Below are 25,141 nucleotides of genomic sequence, written 5' to 3'. Positions count from 1 at the left end.
CTCCTGTGTTATGCCGTTTCGGAATGCGATAAGAATTTTTCCGTATACCGGTGTGCAAGCGCTGCATCCGGTTCGTAGTACCGCTTGATGCGGATAAGTCGCTGCGCAATCAAAGCGAGATTCTCTCCCCTGCCTTTATCGTTGCCGAGTCCGTAGAGAGCCAACGCAGCATCGCCGATCAGCTCTCCGTCGGCAAAATAGGGAAGCGCAAAGGTTCTGCCGGTTATATCTGCTTTCATTTGGCACCAAAGCGTATTGTGCGCCTGCCCGCCGGACAGCGTATACACAGGGCGAAACCCGGAAGTTTGTTCCAACGCATCGCAACCGCGCCGGATACGGAACGCGAGCCCCTCTACAAAGGCACGCCCCTGCCCTGCAAAGGTTTCGGGGTATGCACCCGACGCAACAAAAGGTTCTTCCGTAATCCGCTCCAGCGCGGCGATATAATCGTTGCCTAAAAACCCGTGAGAAACCAAAAATGCGGAAAACGCAGCGCCGGAGGACGGAATAACGGATGAAAGATTCCATAAATCGGGAATAACCGACGGCAACAGCAGCGTTTTTTCGGCGCGGCACGGCTGCGGGATGCAGACATTAAGCCCCTCGCTTGAACCGGCGCGGTCGCAAGCGGTGCCTGCCGTCAGCGTGCCCGTTCCGATAAGCGCCGCGATAAAATCGGGGACGCCTGCAATTACGGGGATACCGCAAAAGCGGCCGATCACCATGCCGGCGGTTACAAACGGCGGCAGCAAACCGGTAAGCCGGCCGGCGTCGATATGCAGGAACGTTTCCGCAACGCGGGTAAGATCTTCTTGGCGCCAATACGCCGCTTCGTAGCGCGGATCGGGGAGGCTCGTTACGGCGGCGCCGGTCAAAAGGTAGGAGAGATATTCCGGCCCGGAAAAAAGCCGCGCGGCATTAGCGAATATATCGGGATATTTTGCATGGAAGGCCGCTATCCGCGGCAAAAAAAGCGAAGCGCCCGCCGGTATAGCCGAAACGGTAATACCCTGCGGCATCGGCTCATTCCACAAAAACAACGTGTCGTGTTTTGCCGCTTCAATAATACCGTTAATAAGGTCAGCACGGTTTATACCGCCGGCGGACGGAACAGCCGCGGACAGTGAACCCGCGGTGTTTGTACTTACTCCCGGTGCTCGGTATGTTTGAGGCACGGCGACAATCGAGGGGCCGTTTCCCGAAATACATACCGCTTCTACCGCATAATCCGCCGGTAGCGTGCGCCATGTGGCAAAAAAGGCTTGAACCCAATCTACCGCTTGAGCGGGATGCGGGAACGGCAAGCGTGTAAACTTGAGTACCGTTCCATCCTCGGTAACAAACGCCGCCTTTAACGACGACGTCCCGATATCCGCACAGAAAATACCGTGATGCATGAATCTATTCGATTATTCGATATCGCCGGACGAAAGCTTGCCGGTAATTGCTCTTTGAGGCGTTCCCCGGTCGGCATCTTCCTGATGAGTATGTACGGAAGCAAAGCGGGAACTATACCAGTCAACCCGCCGCGTCAGGAACATCAGCAGCGCAACAACGCAGAAGATACCGATACTGCCGATCAGCAGCGCATAATCTTCCGATTGCAAAATCCCGAACAGCAAGAAATAGGATACCGCTTGCACCGCCGTCAACAAAACGCCCCAACGGATTTGCTTAAAAATTGCAGCGGTATAGAACCCGACAACGGTACACACACCGGCAGTGGCAATCAAATAGCTCAAGTTAAATGCAACATGCTCGGAAAAAGACAGGAGCAACAGGTAAAATAACACATCGGCAATTCCGATAAGGAAATACTGAATAGGGTGAATCCGCACGGCACTCCACAATTCGCATAAAAATATCGCTAAAAACGGTACCGCCAAAAAGAGGAGCGCATACGTAATACACCGCTTTACTTGCGAATAATGATTAATGGGAGTGATAAAACCGATTTTTACCGTTTCAGGCGAGCTTCGGAACTCCGATGTCGATTTTGCAGTATACCCGCCATATTCATCGTACACATCCGTATCTTTGGCTAGGTCGAAATCTTGAGCTCTCCAGCTGCGGGGAAATACCGTGCTTAAACCGGAAATACGCCAGTCGGCGGTGAACCCCGAATCGTCGAGCGTACGGTTCTTCGGCAGCCATCCCCCCGAAAAACTGGGCGCAGACCATGTCGACTGCACTGCAAAGCTGTTATCCGCAGCAAGGGGTACGATACACAGGCTTTTACCCCCTTGGATGGAAACGGAACCCTCTATCGAAAAACCGGAACGCACGACATCTTCCGACATCATGTAATAAACGGCATTGCGAAAAGGAGAGGCTCCTGCAGGAACAGTCAGTGCTTCAAGCAGCGGTTTACCGTTCCCATAAAGCGCAGGATAAGCGGTTAATGTCTTTTTATCTTTTATTCCAAGGATAAGCACCGCATCCTTATAACGGATATTTTTTTCCGCGATATTGAATTGACTAAATTGGAAACCGGAGAATGAGGCGGTTACCGCAAGATCGCCGTTAAAAACGGGTACGGTAAATATACCCCGCGAAAGGCGATAAGGATCAATCTGTGTTACCAGATTATATGTTTCAGGAACCGTGAGGATATAGTCCGTTTTTTTTCCCTTTTTGATAACCTTCCCGGAAGAATCCGTATATTCGACCAATTCGTCATACGGCACGGCGAGCACGAGTCCCTCGATAACAGGTTCACCTCCCACCGGTTCCATGATGGACGCTTCGGCAGTCCGTTGATATCGTTCCCGATCGTTGACAAGCGAACGGATAAACGCAAGAGGAATAAGCAATAGCAGCATCATAATAAAGATGATTACGGGTTTTATCCATGCCGCCTGATGAGGAAACAGCGATTTTTTAAGCATTCCTGCAACAGTCGTATCCGTCGATTGTTTTATTTCCATATAAGTTTCCCTTGAAGCATTGCCTTACCTTGTCCGGTATTCGTTGTATGTAAATACGAAAATACGGCTTTATTTAGTTCTGCTTATTATCCGTCTTATGCTGTCCGTTCGGATCCGAGGCGTGCAGCATCCGCTCAATAATATCTCTATTATCCAACAAGCCGCTTAAAGATTGATTATGATGCAGCCGCGAAATAGCCTGCGCAAACAGGCCTGAAACATCGGTAGAAATATACCATTCCTTCTTGAGTAATTCTTCGTGGTATACCGCATTAGTGCCGATGATGCGGTAGAAATGACCTTTTTTATATGCCTCGTCAAAAAGTTGGATTGCATCGCCGGTAAAAAACGGCAAACTCACAGCCGCAATAACCTTTTTTGCACCCTTGCTTTTGAGGAACTCCATCGCCTTTAACAGCGTTCCTCCCGTCCCGAGCATATCATCGGCAAGGAATGCCGTCTTTCCGTTGACATCGCCTAATAAATTGATATTTACAATATTCGTTTGCTTTGCATTCTGAGTAACAACGGAATAATCCCGCTCTTTGTAAATCATTGCAAGCGGTTTTTTTAAGCCGCTGGAATAGAATTTATTCCGGTCTACCGCACCGCTGTCGGGAGCCACAATTACAAACTCTGCGTTTGGATCGGCAAGGTTTTCGATTTTTGTAAGTTCCCGAATAATCTGATAACTTGCATGGAGATTTTCAATACGGGCACTATGGAAGGAATTTTCAATTTCGCGAGAGTGGATATCCAACGTGATAATCTGATCGACACCGAGCGTTTCATAGAAATGCCCCAGCATACTGGCGGTCAAGCCTTCACGTCCCTTCTTTTTGTGCTGCCGGCTATACGGATATACGGGAACCACAAGCGTAATATGAGCTGCGCCGGCATACCGTACGGCATCGATAGTTACCATCATCGACATGAGGTGGTCGTTCACCGAAAAAACGTGTTGATTTTTACCTTCGTTCACCGAAAGGGGATAATGGTTTTCTACATCCTGAAAAATAAAGACATTTTTTCCGCGGATGCATTCCAATATTTCAGTTTTAAATTCGCCGTTCATAAAATAGGTAAAACGGGCATTAACTTTAAACCGCGGAATGCGGATTTTTTCAATATCGTTATTTTCATATAAACCGGAAGAAATAAGGTCGTTGTAAAAGTTGATGTCGCGAATAAGGTGTTCTCTTTGTAAATTATACCGTTTTGTTAACTTATCTATTTTTCTATTAAGTTTTTCTACATAAATATGCTTTAAATGCTGAATTACGGCATCGGCAAAATGTTCACCGCCCGGACACGCCAGAATTGCCAAATTCGCAGAACCGGAGTATATCATACCCGCGCCCCCTCTCATGTCGAAATAAATTCGGAAATTAGTTTACATATTTTTAAAAAAAATTCAATCGTTTTTTGCAGGGTAAACGCATTAGGGTACACACAGATTTAGCTTTCCGTTAGCCTTTTGAAAATAGACGATGCAGATACAAGGAATTAGGCAAAAAAGTACCACAGGCGTATCTATGATACGTTGAGGACACTTTTTTGTCGTATGACGCAGTAGATGCGTCGTATATTTTCAGAAGGACATCCTAGAAACCGATACCAATACCGAACTTTACCCCAACCCCGGACAGTGTAGTAAATGTCCGTTTAAAGTCCTGCGAGGCAACCGATGCGGCAAGCTGGAAGGAGAACCAGCGTGAATCTACAAAAAGACATAGTTCGTGCCGCCATATCCGTTCAATATACCGGCTGTCCAAATATACGCCGAGCGCTCTTGCAAAACGGCTTTCAATTTTCAAACCGCCATCCACATAGTAGGGCTTTGCATTAATGACCGGAAATGCAAAGAACGGCGATAAGATTAGGTAATCATTTCGGAACGGTCTAAAATCCGCTCCTATTTGAATTTTACACGGACGCATAATCTTTGTCGGGGGAAGGTCGGTTTTCAGTAGTTCGGTTGTATTATCCTTATCTAAATCAATAATACCTTTACCGTCCATACTTTTACCGGTCATAGTTTTCAGAATATTATCAACCGTCCCTTTAAACTTAAAATGGTTCCGTATACCCGTAGTCATTTCTACGCTTTTAAGAGGCAAATAACTTACTCCGCCGGTAACGGTAACCCAATTTGTCGGGGTATATGACCCGGCCAAACTTAAATCAAGCCCCCAATCTTTAAAGAGGTCTGCAACGGAAAGTCCTCTACTCGCTGCCATTGCCGGCAAATGCCCGTAAATATTTGCGGTACCTTCGGCTTCGATAGTTAGCCCGTCAATACCGCTGCCGCTGTTGTTAGGCGATAGAGTAAATGCCGCTTGCGGGTTCGACATATATGCAAGCGGAATAAAATATGCAAGCCGCGCAGAAAAGCCGTAATTCGGCTTTTTCAGCTGATACATAACGCCCGTATCGGCAAAAGCATTGATCTTTGCATTGAGGGAGCCCGTGATTGGCTTTCCGTCTGCATTCGCCGTATTGCCTTGTGCAATAAGATCGAGCAAGCTTTTTGAGACATTTGCCCATCCATCCGCATTAATTGTAGTGGAAAATTTTACCGTATGCTCTCCCAGCACTGTGAATTGAAAGAACCAATCAAAGTCAACTAAAACGCCTGCATGAATACCCGACTTTATCGTCTTTGCCGAAAGTTCATTAAAATCGATAACAAGCTGCGGATTGGTATCAGATTTCGGTTTAAAAAAATCCATCACTGAAAACATATTATTAGCAGCAGTTCCCGAAATAACCAATCCCGTATGCATCGAAAGCGGAAGCCGCTTAGTCCGCTGCGTCGGCTCATTCATTTCGACCGGCTGTAAGATATCTTTTTGCGTTCCATTATCAGTTGCGGTAGTCTGCCCGAAAGCTGCCAACGCTCCAATCACCATACATACTAAAATAAGGCACTTTTTTTTCATTTTATATCCTCCGGAACCGGTATTAATGCATTATAGATAATCGACAGGATAATCGATCTGCGTACCCGCGTAAACAGACAACGATGCAGACAGCGTAAATTCCTTTTTAAGTTTAACAGTACGCTTACCTTCGGGAAACTCAAGGAAAAGTTCAGAATATACGGGATATGTATTCTGAAGCAACTCCCAGTCTTCTTTGGAGAGCTTGTCCGGCTCACCGGCAGCCGACAACAATTTCTTTTCTATAAGAAGTTTACCGTTGCTATCCGTTGCTTGGAAAATGATACCGGGTTGAATACCTAAGTCGCTTTGGATGTTTACATTCAACTGAATAGTATCCACTGCATCAATAAGTCGGTTATCAATATCAATTATTTTCTCGTCTGCACTTTTTCTATTAAAGAGGTCTCTCTCTCCGAAAGCTTGCATAAACGGTTTAAGCGATATACGCTGTTGGGGTTCAATATCAAAACTAAGCGGTACATCCAAAAGCACATCCAGCTTTATTTCGGCTTTTCCGCCTTTATTTATTATATCATTATATGCGGCACGGTCCACGGTTATTTCACCCATAGTCAATGTGTAGGTAAGCTGGACGCCCGTCGGATATTTATTAAAGAGTTCCGATAAAGTATGTTCAACACCGGGCTCTCCTTTTTTTATAGCGACACTGGCCTTCGGAATATCCCCCGTATATTCTTTGGTATCACCGGCAAATTTTTCGGCAGGGAAGCTCTGCAGCTCGCAGGGAGCTTCATTGCATATTATCATCGGTTGCGGGGTTGCTCCGTCTTTCTCCGTATAGCGTGTCGATAAACCTATTTTGATCGGTTGGTCTTTCAACAAACCGGAAGCTGAACCGGCATACACATATACCGGAATATCGGGCAGTCGGATGCCTATATCTTTCAGCTTTGCAAAGGAGGACAGATCTATAAAGTTGTCCTGCTCTTTCGGATAAGAGAACTGCTGACCGCCGTGCGCTTTCAGCGTAATTTTATTCCAATCAAGATCAAAACTTGTTTCAATGCTGATTTTTATGTTACTGCCGGCCGCAATATTTTTTAAAGTGAACGTTTTATCGGTTTCATTATAATCCGGAAGTTCCACACCGACGTTCAAATCGAGATTGCTTGTATTTTCCACATCCAATGTCCAATTTGAAGCGCTCTCATAAGTATGTTCCGTGGTTGTTTGAGAATCGAATGTTTGAACGTTCGGCGGTATATGAAGGGAAGCTGACGACAGCTTGAGTTTAATAGGATTTTCTGTCGGCAATCCGTTATACAGTTTTACCTTTGCGCTTACTTTATTAAAATCTATTTCCTTAACCCAGTTTTCCATCTCTTCGGGAACAGCTTCGGATTTCGACACTGCAAAATCGGGTCTGTTTTTCAAAGTAAGCTCGGTAAATTTTTGAATAGCAAAACTGAAATCGGCAGATAAGGATTCAGACGGCTTACGGTACGTGGCATCCGTCAATATTACCTCAAGCTTCGGCGTATAAGTCAGTGTTTTTGAATCATTGAGCGTTAACCCTGCAAGAGAAATGGGAGAGCCTAATGGGCGGAACTCCGGCGGATCGATAAGCAGCCCATTACTTCCGCTCTGCTCTATTTTTGTTTTTTCTTTTATTGATATGCCGTCCCACCCGGCAGGCTGCCGGATTGAAAACTTTAGATTTCCTTCTTCGATAACCGCTTTTTTAAAATCATCGGGCAGCGGCAGTGCGACGCTCTGACTGCCTCCCACCGTAAGATTTTCAAGACGAGCGTTTACACCCTTCGCTTCTTCTATAGTTCCCTCAAGTTTGCGCTGAAATGTAACCGTTCCGCCCTGTGATACGTTTCCGGCCAACTCCATTGTTCCGGTAATGCGGATATCCTTGCGTATCGGCTTATTATCATAAATATAAAATCTTACCGCATTCGAGGACGAATGATATCCTTGAAAGGTATTACCGCCGCTTATAAGTTGAGTATGGGAAAACGAACAAGTCATACCTTCAGGTAAAATTGCCGAAAATTCCAAAGAAGCAACTGAGTTGCCTCCGAATGTAAGTTCATCAAAACCTTCAAATGCAATAGAAATATCTATGGGCAGCGAATAACCGATCGGCATCCCTGCAGGAATGCTTTTCGACGGCAGAGTTGCCGGATCGGGATTGTTAAAATATTCCAGCAATTTATCATTTATGGTAGTCGCTTCCGCCATAGTGCATGTTTGGGTTGTTTCCAAACTAGGGATCGAAATACTCTCATCTACATTGTATGACAGTCCCGTATTGCTTGTAACTGCATTCGTGCCGAAATAATTGCTTATATCAAAATTGAACGATTGTACAGGATAGTGAATCAAATAACGGAGCTGATCTTTATCTTCATCGGCCGCATCGGACGGCGTATAGCGGAATATGCGTGCCTTTGCCTCTGAAGATGAATCTTCGTTTCCAGCCATCATTTTCCCCAATTCCTCGTCGATATTGCTTACCGTAATCTTTTCGGAACCGAGCGGCACATAAATGCTAGGTTTTGCTTTTACTCTCATACTTGAAACAGGCTGCAAACTGCACGCCGCGGTAAAAAATAATGCAATAAACGCCCCTGCATACACAGCATACTTACGATATTTATAATAAAACATAAGCCCCCCCTACTTTATAGATATTTATAGACATGATGCTGCGGAAAGCTTTAAAAGCTTTTGCTGCAAAACAATAACACAATAAAATATATCATGTTATTTACCCAAAAACAAGGTAAAAATAGATAAGGGCACCGCTAAAAACTCGGTTGGGTTTTTAGCGCTTCCCAATAAGAGAGAGGCAAGAAGTAAAAATACACCGGAACTTGCACAAATACCGCGGCTATTTCAAATACACAAAGGGTATATCATCGATGCGCTGCAACCGTATGGTTCCGCTGCCTTTTTCGGCGTACATGGCGTTCAGCATTGCGGTAATGTTGCGTTCAAAATCGGGGTTGCTTTTTTCTTCTACCGCGGCGATGCCCCCGTTGTAAATGCAGTAGATAAGGTCGGCATATTGCAGCGCGAGCGCGGGGTTATGAATGGAAACGAGCACCGTCTTGTGCGCTTTTGTACAAAGCTTACGGGTAATCTGCATAATCTTATGCTCGTTGTAAAAATCGAGATTGGCGGTCGGTTCATCCAAGAGGATGATGGGAGCATCCTGCACCATACCGCGGGCAAGCATCACAAGCCGCGGCTCTCCCGAACTGAGCTGGCTGTAATAGCGGCCGGCAAATTGCGTTAACCCAAAAACATCAAGCGCATGATCGACATATTCCCAATCTTTTTGCGAAGGTGTTTGGAGAGCTGTTTGATGCGGATTACGCCCCATAACGATAAAGTCGCGCACCGTGTAGGTAAAGACGCCGGAGTGTCCCTGCGGAATATAGCATACTTTTTGAGCAAACCGTTTGCGCGTAAGATGCGCGGCGTTTTCTCCCAGTACGGAAAGCGTACCCGCTGCGGGCGCATCCAAACCGGCGAGCAGCCGCAAAAGGGTGGTCTTTCCCGCTCCGTTCGGGCCTATCAGCGCAATAACCTGCTGTTGCGGAATGAGCTGCCGGAGATCTTTCAGAATAGTCTGCGTGCCCCGCACCGCCGTAACGCCGTCAAGTTCAAAAGCTGCGTTCATATTCCGATCCAAATATCGTTATTCCGGCGGAGCATCAGCTGTGCAAGAATCGGCGCTCCGATTATCGCCGTGATAATGCTGACCGGTATTTCGTTCCCGGAGATGGAACGGGCAACGGTGTCCGCAAACAAGAGGAGCGATGCGCCGCACATAAAAGAAAGCGGCGCCACCTTGTAATTGTTATTACCGAACAGCTGGCGGATAACATGCGGCGCAATGAGCCCGATCCAGCTGATAATGCCGGCGGCTGACACTACGCTTGCAACCAGCAGCGTCGAGGCGATAATGAACAGCATCCTCATTTTTTTTACCGGCGTACCGAGCGAGGCCGCTTCCTCATCACCTAACGAGAGGATATTCAACTGCCTGCGGAATAACAGGATAAAGCTGCAGCCCGCAACGGCAATCGGTAAAAACACTGCGAGCTTCCGCCACGTGATAACGTTAAAGCAGCCCATCAGCCAGAACTCCAGAGCAGGCAGCTCGTTGAGCGGATCCGCCATGTATTTGATAAGGGATACGCCGGCTCCGGCAAGCGCATTGATGATGACGCCCGCCAGTACCAAACGGATAAGGCTGTGTTCTCCGCCGATATCCGACAGCTTGAGCACGAGCAGCGTCGCCCCGATGCCGCCTGCAAAGGCGCAGAGCTGAATGCCTGCCGAAGTCGTATGGAGCAGCACGATAGCGATTGCCGCACCGAGCGAAGCGCCGGTAGAAACCCCGATAATATCGGGTGCTACCAGCGGATTACGGAATAAACTTTGCAGGCTAACCCCGCTTAAACCGATCGCGCCGCCTGAAAGGAAGACAAAGAGGGTGCGCGGCAGTCGGATATTCATAAAAATATTGTAATCTGCTGTGCTCACCGCGGCAAACGCATCGGTATGGAATAGGATGGAGAATATCTTAACGAAGGAAAGCGGGTAACGCCCCCAGCTCATCGAGAATATCAGCGCAGCTAGGGGCATTATACCGGCCGCAAAAATCAGCTTACTCCGGTAATGCATTGAAATTTTTAACGGTTAGCCGCTTATTTTACATCAAGAGAGGCAAGGTCTTTTTCTTTACCGAAGAAGTCCCGATAAAAGGCTTTGGTCTTTTCTGCCAGATAATCGGCAGGGATTTTTCCCGGGTGCAGTTTATCTGCAAGCCAGATAACGCCGAGGCATGAGCACGGAATGGGAGAATCCCACTCGTCTACATTTGACGGGAATACATAGACCTTGCCGTTATCAACCGCGGGGATGCCCTTCCATTCGGTCTTTCCTGCAAGTTCTTCCGGAGTTACCTTTGAACCTGTTGCCGCAACGATCACCTGCGGGGCGTATTTTTGGACTTGCTCCAACGAAACCTTCGTCCAATATACGTCGGTAATATCGTCGCTTACCAATTTTCCGCCGGCGGCGGCAACGAGTTCCGCTTGGAACATTTTGGGACTGAGCGCATTCAACATATCGGAGCGGCTGCTGACATACACGGATACGGCCGGTTCACCTTTAATAAAGCCTGCGACATCGCTTAAAATTGTTTTATAAAAGGTAAGCAATTTTTGTGCTTGCGCCTGATTACCGGTAGCCGTGCCGAGCATGTCGACATAGCTGAAAAAATTATCCATCGTTTCAGGTTCAATCACCAATGCGGGAACGCCGAGCGCTTCGATTTGGGGAAGCTGCTGCGCTGCTTTAAACGGTACTAAGATAAGATCGGGAGACAGAGAAGCAACCGCTTCAAGGTTCAGGTTCTTTGCGCCGCCGCATGCGGGTTTGTCTGCCAGTTCGGGAGCGAATTCTTTAATAAACGGCCGACCGCTTTTTCCGCCGTCGCCCGATACGATATATTCCCGACAGCCGACCGCTAATGCAGTGTTGCTGAGAATATAAAACGGCGCAACAATCCGCTCCGGTTTGTTGGGGATAACAACCGTTCTCCCCTGATGATCGGTTACGGACGCAAACCCTTTCGATGCTTTTTTGTCCTGCTTTCCGCCTGCCCATACCGGCAAAGCAGCGAGCATCATAACCAAGATTGCTAATGAACATATTTTTTTAGGCATAGAGTTCTCCTATTATTAAGATGGTAACATGATTTTTTTAATGAATGCAACCCCGTCTGCAAGCTCTTTATCGTCAGGGTGTCCTTTTCCCAAACCGCCGAACAGTTTGAAGGGACCGAAGGTGTCGAAGCCCTTGCATTCAAATTCTCCCAGTACGGTAAAACCGTTTTTCGCTAAATAGTCCGCAAATTTTTTTGCGTACTTTCCTTTTCCTACTCCGCTTGTACATACGGCAAAAGTTTGTTTCGGGAGTTCATGCCGGTGATTTTTCAAAAAGGCGTATATCGATCTATGGCATCTTCCCGCATATATTCCCGAAGCAAAACCGATACAATCATATTCGGAAAAATCGATATGTTCGGCTTGCTCTACCTTAAACAAGGTTACCGGCATATCGTGTGCCATTGCGGTTACCACTTTTTCCGTGTTTCCATGATGAACAGACGCATATATAATTGCGGCTTTTTTCATAGCAATTCTCCTGTGTGTGAAAATTTTAACGGAGCGATTGTACTACTTTCCTGCCAGCGATGCAAATACGGCGCCGGTACTCATACCATTTTTCAAATCCGCACGGCTCTTTAATACTCCACATACTGATCGGCGGGATAAATACATCCTGCACACGCAACATCCGCAGAACTTCCGCGCTGTACTCCCACCGGCTTAAAATAAGTTCCAGCCGTTGGGGTAATTTTTTGTATAATGCCGTCGGGGCAATGAATTGAAACCGGCACCCGCTTTATAGGTGGAAGCGGGAAGTGTGCGGCCTGTCCGCAATTTGCTGCGGACGACAGCAGTTCGCACACCCGTGTCAAAAATGCTATCCGCTCCTCAAGTTCAAAGATAAAACGGGAATAAAAAGCAAGCATTCCAAAGTCATTGCCGGAAAGCGCACTTTGTTCAAGCTGCTGCAGCAAACCGTTCAGCGTTGTAAAAGCAGACTGTGCTTCCCGATAGCGGGCAGCGGAATACTCCCGCTCGTATACCTGCTGCAGCATCGCTTTAAGCCTTTCCGAATCTGCGTATACATGCACAGGTTTTTGTGTGCATTGCCGGAACGCAGCTTCTACCGCAGGGCAACAGCCGTCAAGCACATACATCTTGGAAGAATACAACAGCGGACACTTTTGCGTTGTTAAATACACCATCGTACTTTTGATTGCATCGCAGGAGGGATAATCGCCGTATTTAAAAATAAAGGCATCCACACCGACAACAGGAACCGGTACAAGGCCGCAGCCGTAGATAAGCGCCTCGTCGATAATAGAAGACTGTGCTTGTGAATACGCGGAGCCGAACACGCCGACAATATTGTCATCCGCTTGCATCCGCAGCGTGGCGTCTATATATGCTTCACGGCGGAAATCGGGGGTATAGTTAAGGATTTCTTGTAATGAAGCTTGAGTAAAATCAAATTCCATCTGCTGACTTTTTCCATTCCTTGGGCTGATATTTTTCTTTAAAGTAATTTTTTACATTTAAAATGATATTCTGCATACGCTACACCCATCCGCCGCATTACAGTATACAAGAAATACTGAATTAAGCAAACAGTGCCCGTATTTTAGTGCCCGTATTTTTGAGGTTCCCTACAGCCTATTAAAGTTTTGACAGGTTAAAAGTTTTGATTGTATTATCCAATAGCCTATAGTATGATAAAAGGATGAACATAAAGGAAAGAAAAATGACATGGCGTACATACCTCGCATACGGAGCAGGGGATCTGTACGGCGGCGGCTGCTTTTTTATTGTTACAACATTTTCAATGTATTATTTGGTAAATGTCATTGGGCTGCATCCCGCATTAGCAGGATTGATTCCGGCGATCGGCAAGGTATGGGATGCGGTTTCCGACCCGATGATGGGCTATATCTCCGACAATACCCCGCGTACGAGGTTTGGAAAACGGCGCGTATGGTTTTTAGTTTCCATTATACCGATAGCCTTATCCTTTATCCTTATTTGGTTCCCGGTTACCATCGAAAGCCAAACAGGTAAATTTATCTTTTACACTGTTGCCTATATTATCTTTTTTACGGTGGCGACCGTGTCCTATATTCCTTATGCAGCGTTAAGCGCCGAAATAACAAAAGATTTTTCGGAACGGAATAAACTTAATAGCACCCGTTTAATGTTTTCGTTTGTTGCGACGCTGCTCGGTGGAGTTTTAGCACAGCCGATTATCGATTATTTTAACGGAAGCGCCCACGGATATTTTATCATGGGTTGTGTGTTTGCACTTATCTTTGCACTGCCGTGGATTCCGCTTTATTTTGAAACATGGGAACTTCCTCAGGAAGGTAATGAAGAAAAAATCTCCCACTCGTTTGTAAAAAATTTTTTATCGTTATTTCAAAATAAATCATGCAGACTTCATATTGCGATGTACGTGTGTTCTTTCGGTGCCCTCGATATTTTTATGTCATTTGTGCTCTTTTATATCGTCGATTATTTAAACAAGGGAAGTATATTTGTCATTGCGCAGGGGAGTCTTTTAATCACCATGATGGTAATGCTGCCGGTACATAGCTGGTTTATCAATCGGAAAGGACATAAACCTGTTTATATTACGGCGCTTACCATATTCATCATTGCGGTTTTATTGATGGGACTCCATACACCTACTTCCGGCAGCATTTGGGTGATACTGAATATGGTTCTGATGGGTGTAGGCATATCCGCCAATAACTTAATCCCTCATCAACTGCTGCCGTTCATTTCCGATATAGACCGCGTCATGAGCGGGAAACAGCGCACCGGCACATACTCTGCCGCAATGACGCTTGCGCGGAAGCTGTTTTTAGGTTTGATTATTATGCCGACGATTGGGGTGGGTTTAAGCAGAATAGGCTATAAAAACCCCGTACCGTCAATTTTGACGCAAAGCCAATTTGCAGAAGCCGAATCACTTTGCGGCAATACGGAGCTTCCGTTTTCGGAAATTGAAAAATACTATACCCTGTATGAAGACGGTAACCTGCACCTAAAATACCTCAGTAACGATACGGACAGTATTATAAAAAATGTATATAAAAAACATAAGGATTCCGCCGGAGCTCAAGCTGCTTCTTTCTTTGAAAGCAATACACCTCTTACCGAGATCCCTGCAACAGTGTTTGAAGATTTTATCGTACCGTCGTTCCATAGCGCAGACTTTACCCAAGCCCATAATAAATTCCTTGTAACGTGTTCCTACAAAAAAGACGGGAATGTGTATCAAAAAATCCCGCCTGAGAGATTTTACACCAAATCCGATTTATACGGCTTGAAGGTGCTATTGGATACAATCGGGTTTAAGTATTCGGGGATTGGACAAGTTCAAAAACCGCAGCAAAAACAGGAAACGCTCAATAAAATCAGATTGATGTTTATTGTACTGCCCGTCTGTATGCTGCTGCTCGGTATTTTGTTTGCTTCTCAATTCAAGGTTACGCCGGAAAACCATCAAATTATCTTAAACGAAATTAAACGGCTCGAAGCCGGCGGCAGGAAACAAGACTCCGACGACAAGACAAAAGAAGTATGCGAATTGTTAATCGGAAAGCGCTATTGCTGAAAAAGGTATTCTAAGGCATTTCTAAAAACTCGATTGGATTTTTAGAAATGCCCGGCGAATTAATGCCCTAGAACCAAGGTGCGGATTCATAGGGGAAAGCCTTTCTTTTTATCGAAAAAAAAGAAAGGTCTTCCCCTAACTTATACTTTGAATTTAGAGACCTCATGTGCCAGCTTCTCAATACTCTGCTTGTTCTTCTGGGTGATTTCATTCACTTCCTGCACGGCATTGTTAATCTGGACTGCGCCCGATGCCATTTCGTTCATGCTGTCGGTTATCATTCGAGTAAGATTATCCAGTTTCTGCATTTCTTCTGCGACCCCTTCTCCGCCTTTCAGCATTTCGTCAGAACCGGATTGTACTTCCGTGGTTACCATGTTGATGTTCTTAATAGCTGTTAGTACTTCTTTACTGCCGTTTTCCTGTTCACGCATCGCTTCGGTCACGCGGGCGCTCATATCTTTAACCTGTTCGGCAAGGGTGAAGATACTATTGAATTTTTCTTCTACCGTCGTCGATGAAGCGGAAAGTGTTTCAATTTCACCGGATAAGTTTTTGAGTGTTGTGGTAATCGTTTTTCCTTGCGTTGCAGAATCTTCTGCCAATTTGCGGATTTCATCGGCAACAACGGCAAAGCCTTTTCCTGCTTCGCCTGCATGAGCAGCCTCGATTGCGGCATTCATTGCCAATAAGTTTGTCTGCGATGCAATATGCTGAATAACACTTGAGGCTTCTAACAGCGAGCTGGATTCTTCGGCAATTTTCTGTGTTACGGTATTGGTTGTTACGAGTGTTGCTTTGCCGTCTCCTGTAGCGGTTGTCAGCTCTTTAATGGCACTGTCTGTTTTAACAAGCGTTTGCCCGATAGAGGCAATATTTGCAACCATCTCTTCTATAGATGACGAAGATTGTGCAACACTGGCTGCTTGTATTTCTATGCTGCTATTTAGCTGTTTGATGGTACGGACAATTTCTTCAACGGTTGCGGCGGTTTCGGTAACGCTTGCTGCTTGGGTTAATGCTTGCTGTTTTACGCCATCGATATTCGCGCTGATTTCATGAACCGCGCTTGCAGTTTCAGTCATATTGGAAGCCAATTCGGTTCCAATTTCTTCCATTGTGTTTGAGCTTACGCCTACTGCCTGTATTGACGTACCGATCTTTGCAATTGTTTGGTTAAAGTATTCCGACATATCGGTAATTTCATCATTACCTCGTATCGGCAATCGGACCGTTAAATCTCCTTCGCCTTGTGCAATATCTTGTAAGGCGCTTGCTGCATGTTGTATCGGCTTTACTATTTTCGTGGCTATAACATATATAATGAGTAAAACAGCAACAAATATACCGAGACTCATAAGCCCCATTGTTTTTCCGAGAAGGTTAACATCTCCCATAAATTCATTTACCGGTGCGCGTATAACGGCATTCCAGCCGGTCGCGTTAACTTTAGCAAAGGAGGATATGTACTGAACGCCCTGATAGGTGTAGTATCCGACTTCGCTTTTATCCGTCTGCAATGCTCTTTGCAAAAATGCTGCGGCAGAAGCAAACACCGGATCGTTTTTTCCTTGTTCTATCACATTCAGTTGTTTGGCTGTTAGGCTTGAATCCTTATTTGCAATAATAGTTCCCGTCTGTCCCATAATAAAGCAGTTGCCTGTTTCGCCTATTACTATATCTTTAATGAGATTAGCAAGCTGTTGAACAGAAACCCGCGCAGCAAGCACTCCTGCAATGGTGTGCTTGCTGTCATAGATAGGCATTGCAAAAACGAAAACGGTTTGGTTGTCAACTCGCGAAGCATGAGCGTCGCTTACAAATTGTTTGCCTTGCATTGCTGCCCTAAAATACTCACGATCGCTCATAGAAAGTGTTCGTCCGTCAGCGAGATACATATTACCTGCGGTATCGATCATATACATGTCGTCTACTCTTGTCGTTGCCTCACCCTCTCTTTTTAAGAAGAGGTGCTTTTCATACAATGAGGTTGTCGGATCTGTGAGAATTGGCATACGACTAATACCTTCAAGGAATAAAAAGCGTGCCGTAATGCGTTCATCGATGAATCCTGCGACATCGATAGCCTTGTCGGTCAGATGTGTTTTAATTTTTTCGATTACAGCACGGCGTGCCATAAAAATACCTAACGCAATTTCGACAGCGGATGCCGCCCAGATAAGTAAGCCGAAAATTAAAATCAGCTTATACCGAAGAGAAAAGCGCTTTTTCATAGAGTACCTCCTGATAAATAATCTAAGGTAAACTTCTAAAAACTGAAGTTTTTAGAGATTCCCAATTGATAGTTTGTACCGGATAGATGTATTGTCATGATGAGGAGTTGTGGAATTTCGGCAATGTGTAACATAGTTTCGGCTATCAAGCGATGAAAAAATTTGAGTACCGGCTACATATTGCCAATGATGGATTAATTGATGGGGGGGGGGGGGGGGTATTATACTCATGTTTCTCATTTAGTCAAGGCCTCCTCTGTTTAAAGACACAATAAGATGTCCTAATAGTGCTTTACTTTTTGGATAGCATCAGTAATGATGGAAAGTTGTTTTGAGAATTATCCCGATAACCGCACCGTGCGCCTATTATACCTGATCCGTATTATTTTGCAAGAGGTTCTGTTTATCCTGCTGAAAAAGCATCGATTCTTTCAAAAACCATAGTCGCCTGAATTTTATCCCCTATACCGGTCTTTGTTTGAACCATTAGCTTTCAGTGTTCCTGAATCAAATCCAAATGCCATAAAAGCTTCCTTCGATTTTATTTTTAGCTGTAAATTGAGAACTCGCGCAATTTTACATGAATATATCCGAAAACTGTCCGTCCAAGAACATTTTCATCGTATCGTTATACCCTAAATTTATTAAAGCATTAATTTTATCCGGGCTAAAATTAACAGTTCCGGAAAGTAAGTTGCCAAGATTCTTAGAAGGTATTATTTCGATCAACTTTTTACCATTAAGCATTTCTTTTGAAATAAGTACGGGTTTTTCTTTTATTTCCGATTTATGATCGGTCATCGTAAATAATTCTTCTTCCGATTTTAAATAAACAACAACGATGATATCAACATTTTCCCTCAGTATAGGTTTATATGGAGTATTCTGCCCTCCTATCTCAGTAAATCCGCCATCAATATACTCAAATTGTTCCCGTATAACTTTCCCATTTTCTACTAATCCAGCGGAAATTGGCTGTGAACTATAAACGAGAGGAAGTGCTGATGATGCCAGCATAATTTGTTTTACGATTAAACTTGACCGTTGTTCATTTAGTAACAAAGAATGTGAAGAATCATAGTCCAAAAATGCGTTTGCAAGAGCTTTCCTTTTTAACATTCTTTTTCTGATTGTTGTTGCATAAACTTTGTAAGGTGAAGCTTTGATTTTTTCGAGAGTTATATATCTATCAAGAATTTCTTCAAGAGAATCTCGTTTAAATAACCCTTCATTGTGTTTATCAGCCTGACTGTATTCTAGTAACTCTTTTCCCAAAGATTTTACAAGATTACTTGTTGAATTGCCTACAACAGAGGCTGTTTTTTTTACTTTCTTTAATAATTCAGAATTATCCTCTTCATTAGCATATCTGAGATTGGCCCTTGCAGCACCGGATAAAATATCTTTTATAACGACTTCAAGTAAAGCCTCAACAGTGTCTGTATCCGGCATGAGAAAAGTATCGATTCCTACTTCATTACGCCAAAGTTTTTCTGCTTCTTTTACAGGTGTACAAACAAATAATCCGGCATTCAAAGCGCCTACTGATGTACCTGATATCACAGAAATACGATCTGTTATGCCTACGTCTGTTAAAGCCTTCCAAACTCCAACTTCATAAGCACCTTTTGCTCCGCCTCCTGATAAAACCAATCCAACATTTTGAGCAGATAGCAAAGAAGTTAAGCTGCAAATTAAAACAGCGGCTAATACTATTTTTCTAAACAATTTTTTAATCTGATATATATTTAATCCGTTCATCATTAACATCCTTTAACTATTGTAATATATACTGGTTTTTCTTGTCAAAGGGGTTGTGGGGGTATTTTCTTTTTATCGGAAAAAATATTTTCAAAAGATTAGACTTTGAATTTACTGACTTCTAAGGCCAAGTTCTGAATGCTTTGTTTGTTCTTCTGCGTAATTTCGTGCACTTCCTGTACGGCGTTGTTGATTTGTATTGCACCCGATGCCATCTCGTTCATACTGTCGGTAATGATGCGGGTTAGGTCATCCAGCTTCCGCATTTCTTGTGCAACGCTTTCGCTGCCTTTCAGCATTTCTTCAGAACCGGCCTGCACTTCCGTTGTTACCATGTTGATGTTCTTGATAGCGGTAAGCACTTCCTTACTGCCGTTTCCCTGTTCTTTCATGGCTTCGGTAAGGCGGGCACTCATTTCCTTTACCTGCTCTGCAAGAGTAAAAATTGCATTGAACTTTCCTTCTACCGTCTTTGACGAAGAGGCAAGCGTTTCTATTTCCGATGAGAGTGTTTTTAATGTTGCGGTAATCGTTTTTCCCTGCACGGAAGATTCTTCTGCAAGCTTCCGTATTTCGTCTGCGACGACGGCAAAACCTTTGCCTGCTTCTCCCGCATGAGCGGCTTCTATTGCAGCGTTCATTGCTAACAGATTCGTTTGTGATGCAATGTGCTGGATAACGCTCGATGCTTCAAGCAAGCTGCCGGACTCTTCCGCAATTTTCTGCGTTACGGTATTCGATGTTACAAGCGTCGCTTTACCGTCGCCGGTCGCGGCGGTAAGGTCTTTAATAGCGCTGTCGGTTTTAGCGAGTGTTTGTCCTATTGAAGCGATGTTCGCGACCATTTCTTCTACGGAAGACGAAGATTGTGCAACGCTTGCAGCCTGCATCTCGATGCCCGTATTCAGTTGCTTAATGGTGCGGACAATTTCTTCGACGGTTGCAGCCGTTTCGGCAACGCTTGCCGCCTGTGTCATCGCTTGGTGCTTAACCCCGTCGATATTCGTACTTATTTCGTGTACGGCGCTTGCCGTTTCGGTCATGTTGGTAGACAGCTCATTTCCGATTTCTTCCATCTGATTACAGTTTATGCCGATCGATTTAATTGCGTTTCTTATTTTTGTAATGGTTTCGTTAAAATATTCGGATAAATCCGTTACCTCATCATTCCCCGTTACCGGAAGACTAACGGTTAAATCTCCTTCCCCTTGAGCAATATTCTTTAAGGCCGCAACCGTCCGTTTAACAGGTTTTACCATATTGCGGGCTACTAAATAGACAATCAAAACGGCTCCTGCAAAAATGCCGAGCCCGATTAAAATAAGGCTTGTACGGAGTGTGTTTACGGTTTCCATAAATTCGTGTACGGGTGCGCATACGATAGCTGTCCATGCAGCCGACTTTAGTTTTGTGTAAGCCGCAATTTTAGAAACTCCTTCAAATTCATAATACCCGATGCCGGGTTCCGAAGAAGCTACGGCATGTCTCTCAAATCTCCCGCAGGAGTCCAGCTCGGCGTTGGTAAGTCCCTCTTCACTGGGGTTCAGCATACTTGTTACGGCATTAATATCCTGATCGGCAATCGTTGCCCCTGTCGGTCCTATGATGTAGTAGTTTCCCGTTTTGCCTATTTTAATATCCTTAATATTATCCCTAAACCAGAGGCCGGAAATATCAGCCGATAAAACACCCATAATACGGTGCTCATTATCATAAATCGGAATTGAAAAGGTGCTGATAAGTTTTTGTGTTGTTTTTGAAATCAATAAATCGGAAACAAAACGGCTGCCTCGTATTGAAGCTTTAAACCATTCTCTATCGTTTACGTCCACTGTGCCGTTTTGTGCGTAACAGACCCCTGCGGGATCGCTGATATTCAATTCAAGTATTGTGTTGTTGTTGGCTATTGCGTCTTTTTGCAGCACGTGTAATTTTTCTTGATACGAAGCGGTTGTATCATATAGTATCGGTATGCGGGATAGGCCTTCTAAAAATTGAAAAAACGCGGCTATTTTTGCGTCGATAATTTCCGCTTCGTCCAACGCTTTATCGATAAGCTGTGTCTCTATTTTTTCGATTACAGCTTGGCGGGCAATACGGAGCGCTAGTGTACCTTCGATGAGCGATGCTGCCGCAATTAAAAGTCCGAAAATGATAATTAATTTGTTGCTGATTGAGAACCTTTTTTTTGACATATTGTATAACCCCATTTTATCTTATTTTAAACAATTATAGAGGATATTTCTTATATTTTATAGCGGAAATATCGCTGATGCGCCCGTCCGGTAAATAACCTATTCCTTTTTTATCAACAATATTGAGCTTTTGAAAAGCGCTGTCAGAGTCGGCAAGGGCTTGCAGCATGACTGCTTTTTCCTGATACGATAATCCTGAATCCCGTAACAGCGGCGCCCGTGCGATACCTTCCAGTAATTGGAACCACTGCATTACTTTTCCATCTAAAATTTCAGCCGTATCGCGTGCCTTACCCATGAGATGCACCTCGATTTTTTCTGTTACTGCTTTGCGGGCAATTCTAATTGCTAAAAGACCTTCGGTAGTACCTGCCGCTGCAATCAATATACCGAAAATCAGAATAAGCCTGTAACGAAGAGAAAAACGTTTTTTCATTATTAACCTCTTGATGAATTTTTTTAAGCGGAAGGCTATGTATAGCATATTTTATATCTTTTGAGAATACGAATTCTTAATTATGGATTATTACTTATAAATTTTTGTTGACTATTCTTTCAATCCCGCGTTATAATTTTATAACAGAGTATGCAAGAAAAAGTATTTACCGGGGCAGTATTGATTCTTACCGTACTGCTGTGCATCGGTATGCCCAAAATTTCAAATAAGCTCAAGCCCGATACGCCGTTTACCCAAGAGTTTGCCACGGGTATTGTGGAGGAAGTATTGGAAGAAGACCTTTCTCCCGATCCGGTTGTGCAGGGACGGTCCCGCGGTACGCAAAAACTCCGCGTAAAAATACTTGAAGGCACCTATCAAAATGAAGAGTTTGAAGTGTATAACACGCTGAGCAGCTTACACAGCAATTTTGCCTATAAGGGCTTAAAAGCGGTGTTCACGCTGCGTGAAAGCGGCGGGCAAACAGCCGTATGGCTGTATAACCTTAAACGCGACACCCATGTCTTTGTACTGGCGGCTCTGTTTTTTGCCGCGCTGGTCATGCTCGGAAGAGGGCAAGGACTCAAATCCGCGCTCGGACTTGTGTTTACCTGCGTGCTCATCGTTACCGTGCTTATCCCCGCCCTCTTTGCAGGCTTCCCGCCCGTGCCGGTTTCCATCGTATTGGTGTCTTTAATGACTGTTGTCAGCTTTATTTTAATAAGCGGCTTTACACGCAAGACCTTTGCCGCTATAGCCGGTACCGTATCCGGCATCACCATCGCGGGGATTATCTCGGCTATTGTTTCCTATTTTGCGCAGCTTTCCGGCGTTAATATGGAGGGCGGTGAGCAGCTGCTCAACTTGGCGCCGGATTATAATCTCCAGCTGGACGGACTTTTGTTCACCTCCATTTTGATTGCCTCGCTCGGCGCGGTGATGGACGTCAGTATGTCTATTGCCTCTTCCATGCAGGAAATTTTAACCGCAAACCCGCGCCTTACTAAAAGGGAGCTCTTTAAGTCGGGGCTGACCGTCGGCAAAGACATTACCGGCACCATGAGCAATACGCTCATTTTAGCCTTTGCCGGTTCTTCGCTGCCCCTCGTAATGATGATTTGGGGCTACGGCATGAGCTTTAAGCAGTTTATCAATATACCGCGCATTGTGATAGAAATTATGCACGGAATTTCCGGCAGCATCGGTATTATCGCTGCGGTTCCATGTACGGCGCTGGTCGCTCTTTTTATATTGAAGATACCGGCTGCAAAGAAAGTGAGAAAATAGACGGAATAGCATCCGTACTATATATAAGGATATCGCTGCAAACTCGAATAAGATTTTTAGCGATTCTGAAAAAATGTGAAGGAGTATGCACATGATCAAGAAAAGAATGCTGTATGCTGCCGCTGCGTTGATTTTTGTTTTTTCGCTGACTGCTTGCGTTGAAACAAATTCTGCAGCACGGAGCTCGGGACAGGCAACCGCACGCACAGCAAAAGCGCGCGGAAAGCAATCGGATGAGGTTAAGCTCACCCACAAGGTTATTCAAAAGGGACAGCCGGGAGCTGATGCCGTTACCCTTACCTTCGGCGTAACGGGCGACGTACACGGAAGGCTCTATGCTTTTGATTATGCCGTCTGCGAAGAAACACCTGCGGCAGGGTTTGTAAAAACCTACGTGCTGGCACAGGAATTGCGCGCACAAAATCCCAACACCGTCTTAATCGATGTCGGCGACACGGTGCAGGACAACAGTGCCGATCTGTTTAACGACCTCGACACCCATCCGATGATTCAGGCGCTCAATTATATGAACTATGACATCTGGGTATTGGGCAACCATGAGTTCAACTTTGAAAAGGAATTTCTTGCCCGCAATATCCGCCACTTTAACGGTTCGGTCGTAAGCGCCAATATCAAAAACACCAAGGACGGCAGCAACTTCGTACTGCCCTATCAGTTGTTCAATATTGAAGGTGTCCGCGTTGCCGTTATCGGTATGGTGCCGCCGCATATCCCGATGTGGGAAGCTGCTGCTCCCTCTCACTTTAAAGGGCTTGAATTTGAAGACCCGATTGCCGTTGCACGGCAAACGGTCGATTCTTTAAAGGGGCAATACGATGTGCTTATCGGTGCGTTCCACCTTGGACGCAACGGTGAATACGGCACCAATAGCGGCGTTATCGAAATGGCAAAGCAAATCCCCGAATTCGATTTAATCTTCGGCGGACATGAGCACGCCCGCTATGCCACCCTTATAGACGGTCAAAACGGCGATAAAACATGGATCATCGAACCGGGCTGCTACGGCTGGGCATTAGCCGTGGGCGAAGTGCAGGTGAAAAAAGACAACGGCGCATGGAAGGTTGTTTCCGTCAAAGCTGAAAACCGAGAAACCGCAAAAGTTGCCGCCGATAAGGCAATGGAAAAAGAGTTTGAGTTTGTGCATGACCAGTCCGTTACCGATGCAAACGTTATTGTCGGAAAGGTTACCGAGGACTTTATCCCGCATGTGGACTACATTACCGGAAAAGATAAAGTTACCACTATGCCCACCATTCAGCTTGAAGATACCGCACTCATCGATTTAATCAACGATGTACAGCTCTATTATACCAAAGCTGATGTTTCTTCTGCCGCGGCCTTCCGCTCTGATATGAATCTGAAAAAAGGCGATTTTAAGAAAAAAGACGTCGCCTTTATCTATAAATATCCGAATACGCTGAGGGGTATTAATATGACCGGAGAAAACCTGTTGAAATACATGGAATGGTCTGCGTCATATTACAACACCGCGAAAGAAGGCGATGTAACGATTTCGTTCAATCCCAATGTACGCGGCTACAACTACGACATGTTTGAAGGTATCGACTATGATATCGATATTTCAAAAGAAGCGGGGGACAGAATCAAGAATGTCAAAATAAAAGGGCAAGACCTTGATCCTAAAAAGGTGTATAAAATTGCGGTCAACAACTACCGCTTCGGTACGCTGCAAAACCTGAAACTTGCAACACAGGAAGACGTATACTACGATTCGTATGAAGTAATGCAGGATGCAGGGCGCATACGCGATCTGATCGGCGCTTATGTAAAAGAAAAGGACAAGGGAGTTATTACCCCTCAGGTGAATTACAACTGGAAGATCATCGGTTTTGATCCGAACGTTGCCGGACGGGACAAGATTTTGGACGAAATCAGAGCAGGGAATATTAAAATCCCGACTTCTGCAGACGGAAGAACCCCGAACGTCAAGTCCATCAATATTCACGATCTGAATCAATAACACACAAAGCAAATAAGTAAAAATACCGGAGAAGAGCCTCTAAAGCCTGTAAGGTTTTAGAGGCTCTCTGTTTTTTCAAGC

At 45.0% G+C, this 25,141-nt stretch carries 17 protein-coding genes; 3 read left to right on the top strand and 14 right to left on the bottom strand.

Features of this window, described 5'->3' with window-relative positions:
• Nucleotides 1–8 precede the first annotated feature (8 nt).
• The 10 genes from HMPREF1222_RS06335 to HMPREF1222_RS06290 all read right to left on the bottom strand — a co-directional run bounded on the left by HMPREF1222_RS06335 (nt 9) and on the right by HMPREF1222_RS06290 (nt 13,010).
• Nucleotides 9–1,397 carry an FGGY-family carbohydrate kinase gene (locus HMPREF1222_RS06335; RefSeq protein WP_016518697.1) on the bottom strand — a complete coding sequence of 463 codons (1,389 nt, stop codon included), beginning with the start codon at nt 1,395–1,397 and terminating at the stop codon, nt 9–11.
• 12 nt (nt 1,398–1,409) lie between these two features.
• Entirely contained in the window at nt 1,410–2,927 is a 1,518-nt protein-coding gene (gene creD, locus HMPREF1222_RS06330) for a cell envelope integrity protein CreD (protein ID WP_016518696.1), read from the bottom strand.
• Between the two features lie 73 nt (nt 2,928–3,000).
• Nucleotides 3,001–4,278, bottom strand: coding sequence for a ribose-phosphate diphosphokinase (prs, locus tag HMPREF1222_RS06325; protein ID WP_006187733.1), 1,278 nt, complete (start codon nt 4,276–4,278; stop codon nt 3,001–3,003).
• Nucleotides 4,279–4,531: 253 nt separating this feature from the next.
• Nucleotides 4,532–5,869: a DUF5723 family protein gene (locus tag HMPREF1222_RS06320; protein WP_016518695.1), complete on the bottom strand. Its 1,338-nt coding sequence runs from the start codon at nt 5,867–5,869 to the stop codon at nt 4,532–4,534.
• A gap of 30 nt (nt 5,870–5,899) precedes the next feature.
• Nucleotides 5,900–8,512: a hypothetical protein gene (locus HMPREF1222_RS06315; RefSeq protein WP_016518694.1), complete on the bottom strand. Its 2,613-nt coding sequence runs from the start codon at nt 8,510–8,512 to the stop codon at nt 5,900–5,902.
• Between the two features lie 223 nt (nt 8,513–8,735).
• Nucleotides 8,736–9,530 carry an ABC transporter ATP-binding protein gene (locus HMPREF1222_RS06310; RefSeq protein WP_016518693.1) on the bottom strand — a complete coding sequence of 265 codons (795 nt, stop codon included), beginning with the start codon at nt 9,528–9,530 and terminating at the stop codon, nt 8,736–8,738.
• Nucleotides 9,527–10,501, bottom strand: a complete 975-nt coding sequence (locus HMPREF1222_RS06305; RefSeq protein WP_244870125.1) for a FecCD family ABC transporter permease — start codon at nt 10,499–10,501, stop codon at nt 9,527–9,529. Before HMPREF1222_RS06305 ends, HMPREF1222_RS06310 begins: the two co-directional genes overlap by 4 nt.
• 62 nt (nt 10,502–10,563) lie before the next feature.
• Nucleotides 10,564–11,586, bottom strand: a complete 1,023-nt coding sequence (locus tag HMPREF1222_RS06300) for an ABC transporter substrate-binding protein (protein WP_016518691.1) — start codon at nt 11,584–11,586, stop codon at nt 10,564–10,566.
• A 15-nt stretch (nt 11,587–11,601) separates the two neighbouring features.
• Entirely contained in the window at nt 11,602–12,057 is a 456-nt protein-coding gene (locus HMPREF1222_RS06295; protein WP_016518690.1) for a flavodoxin domain-containing protein, read from the bottom strand.
• Nucleotides 12,058–12,167: 110 nt separating this feature from the next.
• Nucleotides 12,168–13,010: a hypothetical protein gene (locus HMPREF1222_RS06290; protein ID WP_006187744.1), complete on the bottom strand. Its 843-nt coding sequence runs from the start codon at nt 13,008–13,010 to the stop codon at nt 12,168–12,170.
• 263 nt (nt 13,011–13,273) lie between these two features.
• Between HMPREF1222_RS06290 and HMPREF1222_RS06285 the strand changes: the two genes are divergently transcribed.
• The gene (locus tag HMPREF1222_RS06285) at nt 13,274–15,145 is read left to right on the top strand and encodes an MFS transporter (RefSeq protein WP_006187745.1); all 1,872 of its coding nucleotides are present in this window, start codon (nt 13,274–13,276) and stop codon (nt 15,143–15,145) included.
• Nucleotides 15,146–15,285: 140 nt separating this feature from the next.
• On the opposite strand, the gene HMPREF1222_RS06280 is transcribed toward HMPREF1222_RS06285, so the two are convergent.
• From HMPREF1222_RS06280 to HMPREF1222_RS06265, 4 genes are all read right to left on the bottom strand, one after another.
• Nucleotides 15,286–17,379 (bottom strand): methyl-accepting chemotaxis protein, encoded by a 2,094-nt coding sequence (locus tag HMPREF1222_RS06280; protein ID WP_006187746.1) that lies wholly within the window; start codon nt 17,377–17,379, stop codon nt 15,286–15,288.
• A 576-nt stretch (nt 17,380–17,955) separates the two neighbouring features.
• Nucleotides 17,956–19,143: a patatin-like phospholipase family protein gene (locus tag HMPREF1222_RS06275; protein WP_016518688.1), complete on the bottom strand. Its 1,188-nt coding sequence runs from the start codon at nt 19,141–19,143 to the stop codon at nt 17,956–17,958.
• A gap of 95 nt (nt 19,144–19,238) precedes the next feature.
• The gene (locus HMPREF1222_RS06270; protein ID WP_038076554.1) at nt 19,239–21,335 is read right to left on the bottom strand and encodes a methyl-accepting chemotaxis protein; all 2,097 of its coding nucleotides are present in this window, start codon (nt 21,333–21,335) and stop codon (nt 19,239–19,241) included.
• 34 nt (nt 21,336–21,369) lie between these two features.
• Nucleotides 21,370–21,771, bottom strand: a complete 402-nt coding sequence (locus HMPREF1222_RS06265) for a hypothetical protein (RefSeq protein WP_016518686.1) — start codon at nt 21,769–21,771, stop codon at nt 21,370–21,372.
• Between the two features lie 150 nt (nt 21,772–21,921).
• On the opposite strand from HMPREF1222_RS06265, the gene HMPREF1222_RS06260 reads away from it, so the two are divergent.
• Both HMPREF1222_RS06260 and HMPREF1222_RS06255 read left to right on the top strand, forming a co-directional pair.
• Entirely contained in the window at nt 21,922–23,058 is a 1,137-nt protein-coding gene (locus HMPREF1222_RS06260) for a YibE/F family protein (protein ID WP_016518685.1), read from the top strand.
• 91 nt (nt 23,059–23,149) lie between these two features.
• A complete protein-coding gene (locus HMPREF1222_RS06255; RefSeq protein WP_016518684.1) occupies nt 23,150–25,060 on the top strand; it encodes a bifunctional metallophosphatase/5'-nucleotidase in 1,911 nt (636 codons plus the stop codon).
• Nucleotides 25,061–25,141 lie beyond the last annotated feature (81 nt).

The organism is Treponema vincentii F0403 (assembly GCF_000412995.1).
GTDB classification, from domain to species: domain Bacteria; phylum Spirochaetota; class Spirochaetia; order Treponematales; family Treponemataceae; genus Treponema; species Treponema vincentii.
Note: the sequence above shows the minus strand (reverse complement) of the source record. Positions and strands in the feature narration are given on the sequence as shown.

Coding starts and splice junctions, on each gene's coding strand:
- HMPREF1222_RS06280 (WP_006187746.1), bottom strand. CDS start 17,379: ATGAAAAAGCGCTTTTCTCTTCGGTATAAGCTGATTTTAATTTTCGGC.
- prs (WP_006187733.1), bottom strand. CDS start 4,278: ATGATATACTCCGGTTCTGCGAATTTGGCAATTCTGGCGTGTCCGGGC.
- HMPREF1222_RS06275 (WP_016518688.1), bottom strand. CDS start 19,143: ATGATGAACGGATTAAATATATATCAGATTAAAAAATTGTTTAGAAAA.
- HMPREF1222_RS06295 (WP_016518690.1), bottom strand. CDS start 12,057: ATGAAAAAAGCCGCAATTATATATGCGTCTGTTCATCATGGAAACACG.
- HMPREF1222_RS06315 (WP_016518694.1), bottom strand. CDS start 8,512: ATGTTTTATTATAAATATCGTAAGTATGCTGTGTATGCAGGGGCGTTT.
- HMPREF1222_RS06305 (WP_244870125.1), bottom strand. CDS start 10,501: ATGCCCCTAGCTGCGCTGATATTCTCGATGAGCTGGGGGCGTTACCCG.
- HMPREF1222_RS06335 (WP_016518697.1), bottom strand. CDS start 1,397: ATGCATCACGGTATTTTCTGTGCGGATATCGGGACGTCGTCGTTAAAG.
- HMPREF1222_RS06320 (WP_016518695.1), bottom strand. CDS start 5,869: ATGAAAAAAAAGTGCCTTATTTTAGTATGTATGGTGATTGGAGCGTTG.
- HMPREF1222_RS06285 (WP_006187745.1), top strand. CDS start 13,274: ATGACATGGCGTACATACCTCGCATACGGAGCAGGGGATCTGTACGGC.
- HMPREF1222_RS06260 (WP_016518685.1), top strand. CDS start 21,922: ATGCAAGAAAAAGTATTTACCGGGGCAGTATTGATTCTTACCGTACTG.
- HMPREF1222_RS06310 (WP_016518693.1), bottom strand. CDS start 9,530: ATGAACGCAGCTTTTGAACTTGACGGCGTTACGGCGGTGCGGGGCACG.
- HMPREF1222_RS06255 (WP_016518684.1), top strand. CDS start 23,150: ATGATCAAGAAAAGAATGCTGTATGCTGCCGCTGCGTTGATTTTTGTT.
- HMPREF1222_RS06270 (WP_038076554.1), bottom strand. CDS start 21,335: ATGTCAAAAAAAAGGTTCTCAATCAGCAACAAATTAATTATCATTTTC.
- HMPREF1222_RS06300 (WP_016518691.1), bottom strand. CDS start 11,586: ATGCCTAAAAAAATATGTTCATTAGCAATCTTGGTTATGATGCTCGCT.
- HMPREF1222_RS06265 (WP_016518686.1), bottom strand. CDS start 21,771: ATGAAAAAACGTTTTTCTCTTCGTTACAGGCTTATTCTGATTTTCGGT.
- HMPREF1222_RS06290 (WP_006187744.1), bottom strand. CDS start 13,010: ATGGAATTTGATTTTACTCAAGCTTCATTACAAGAAATCCTTAACTAT.
- creD (WP_016518696.1), bottom strand. CDS start 2,927: ATGGAAATAAAACAATCGACGGATACGACTGTTGCAGGAATGCTTAAA.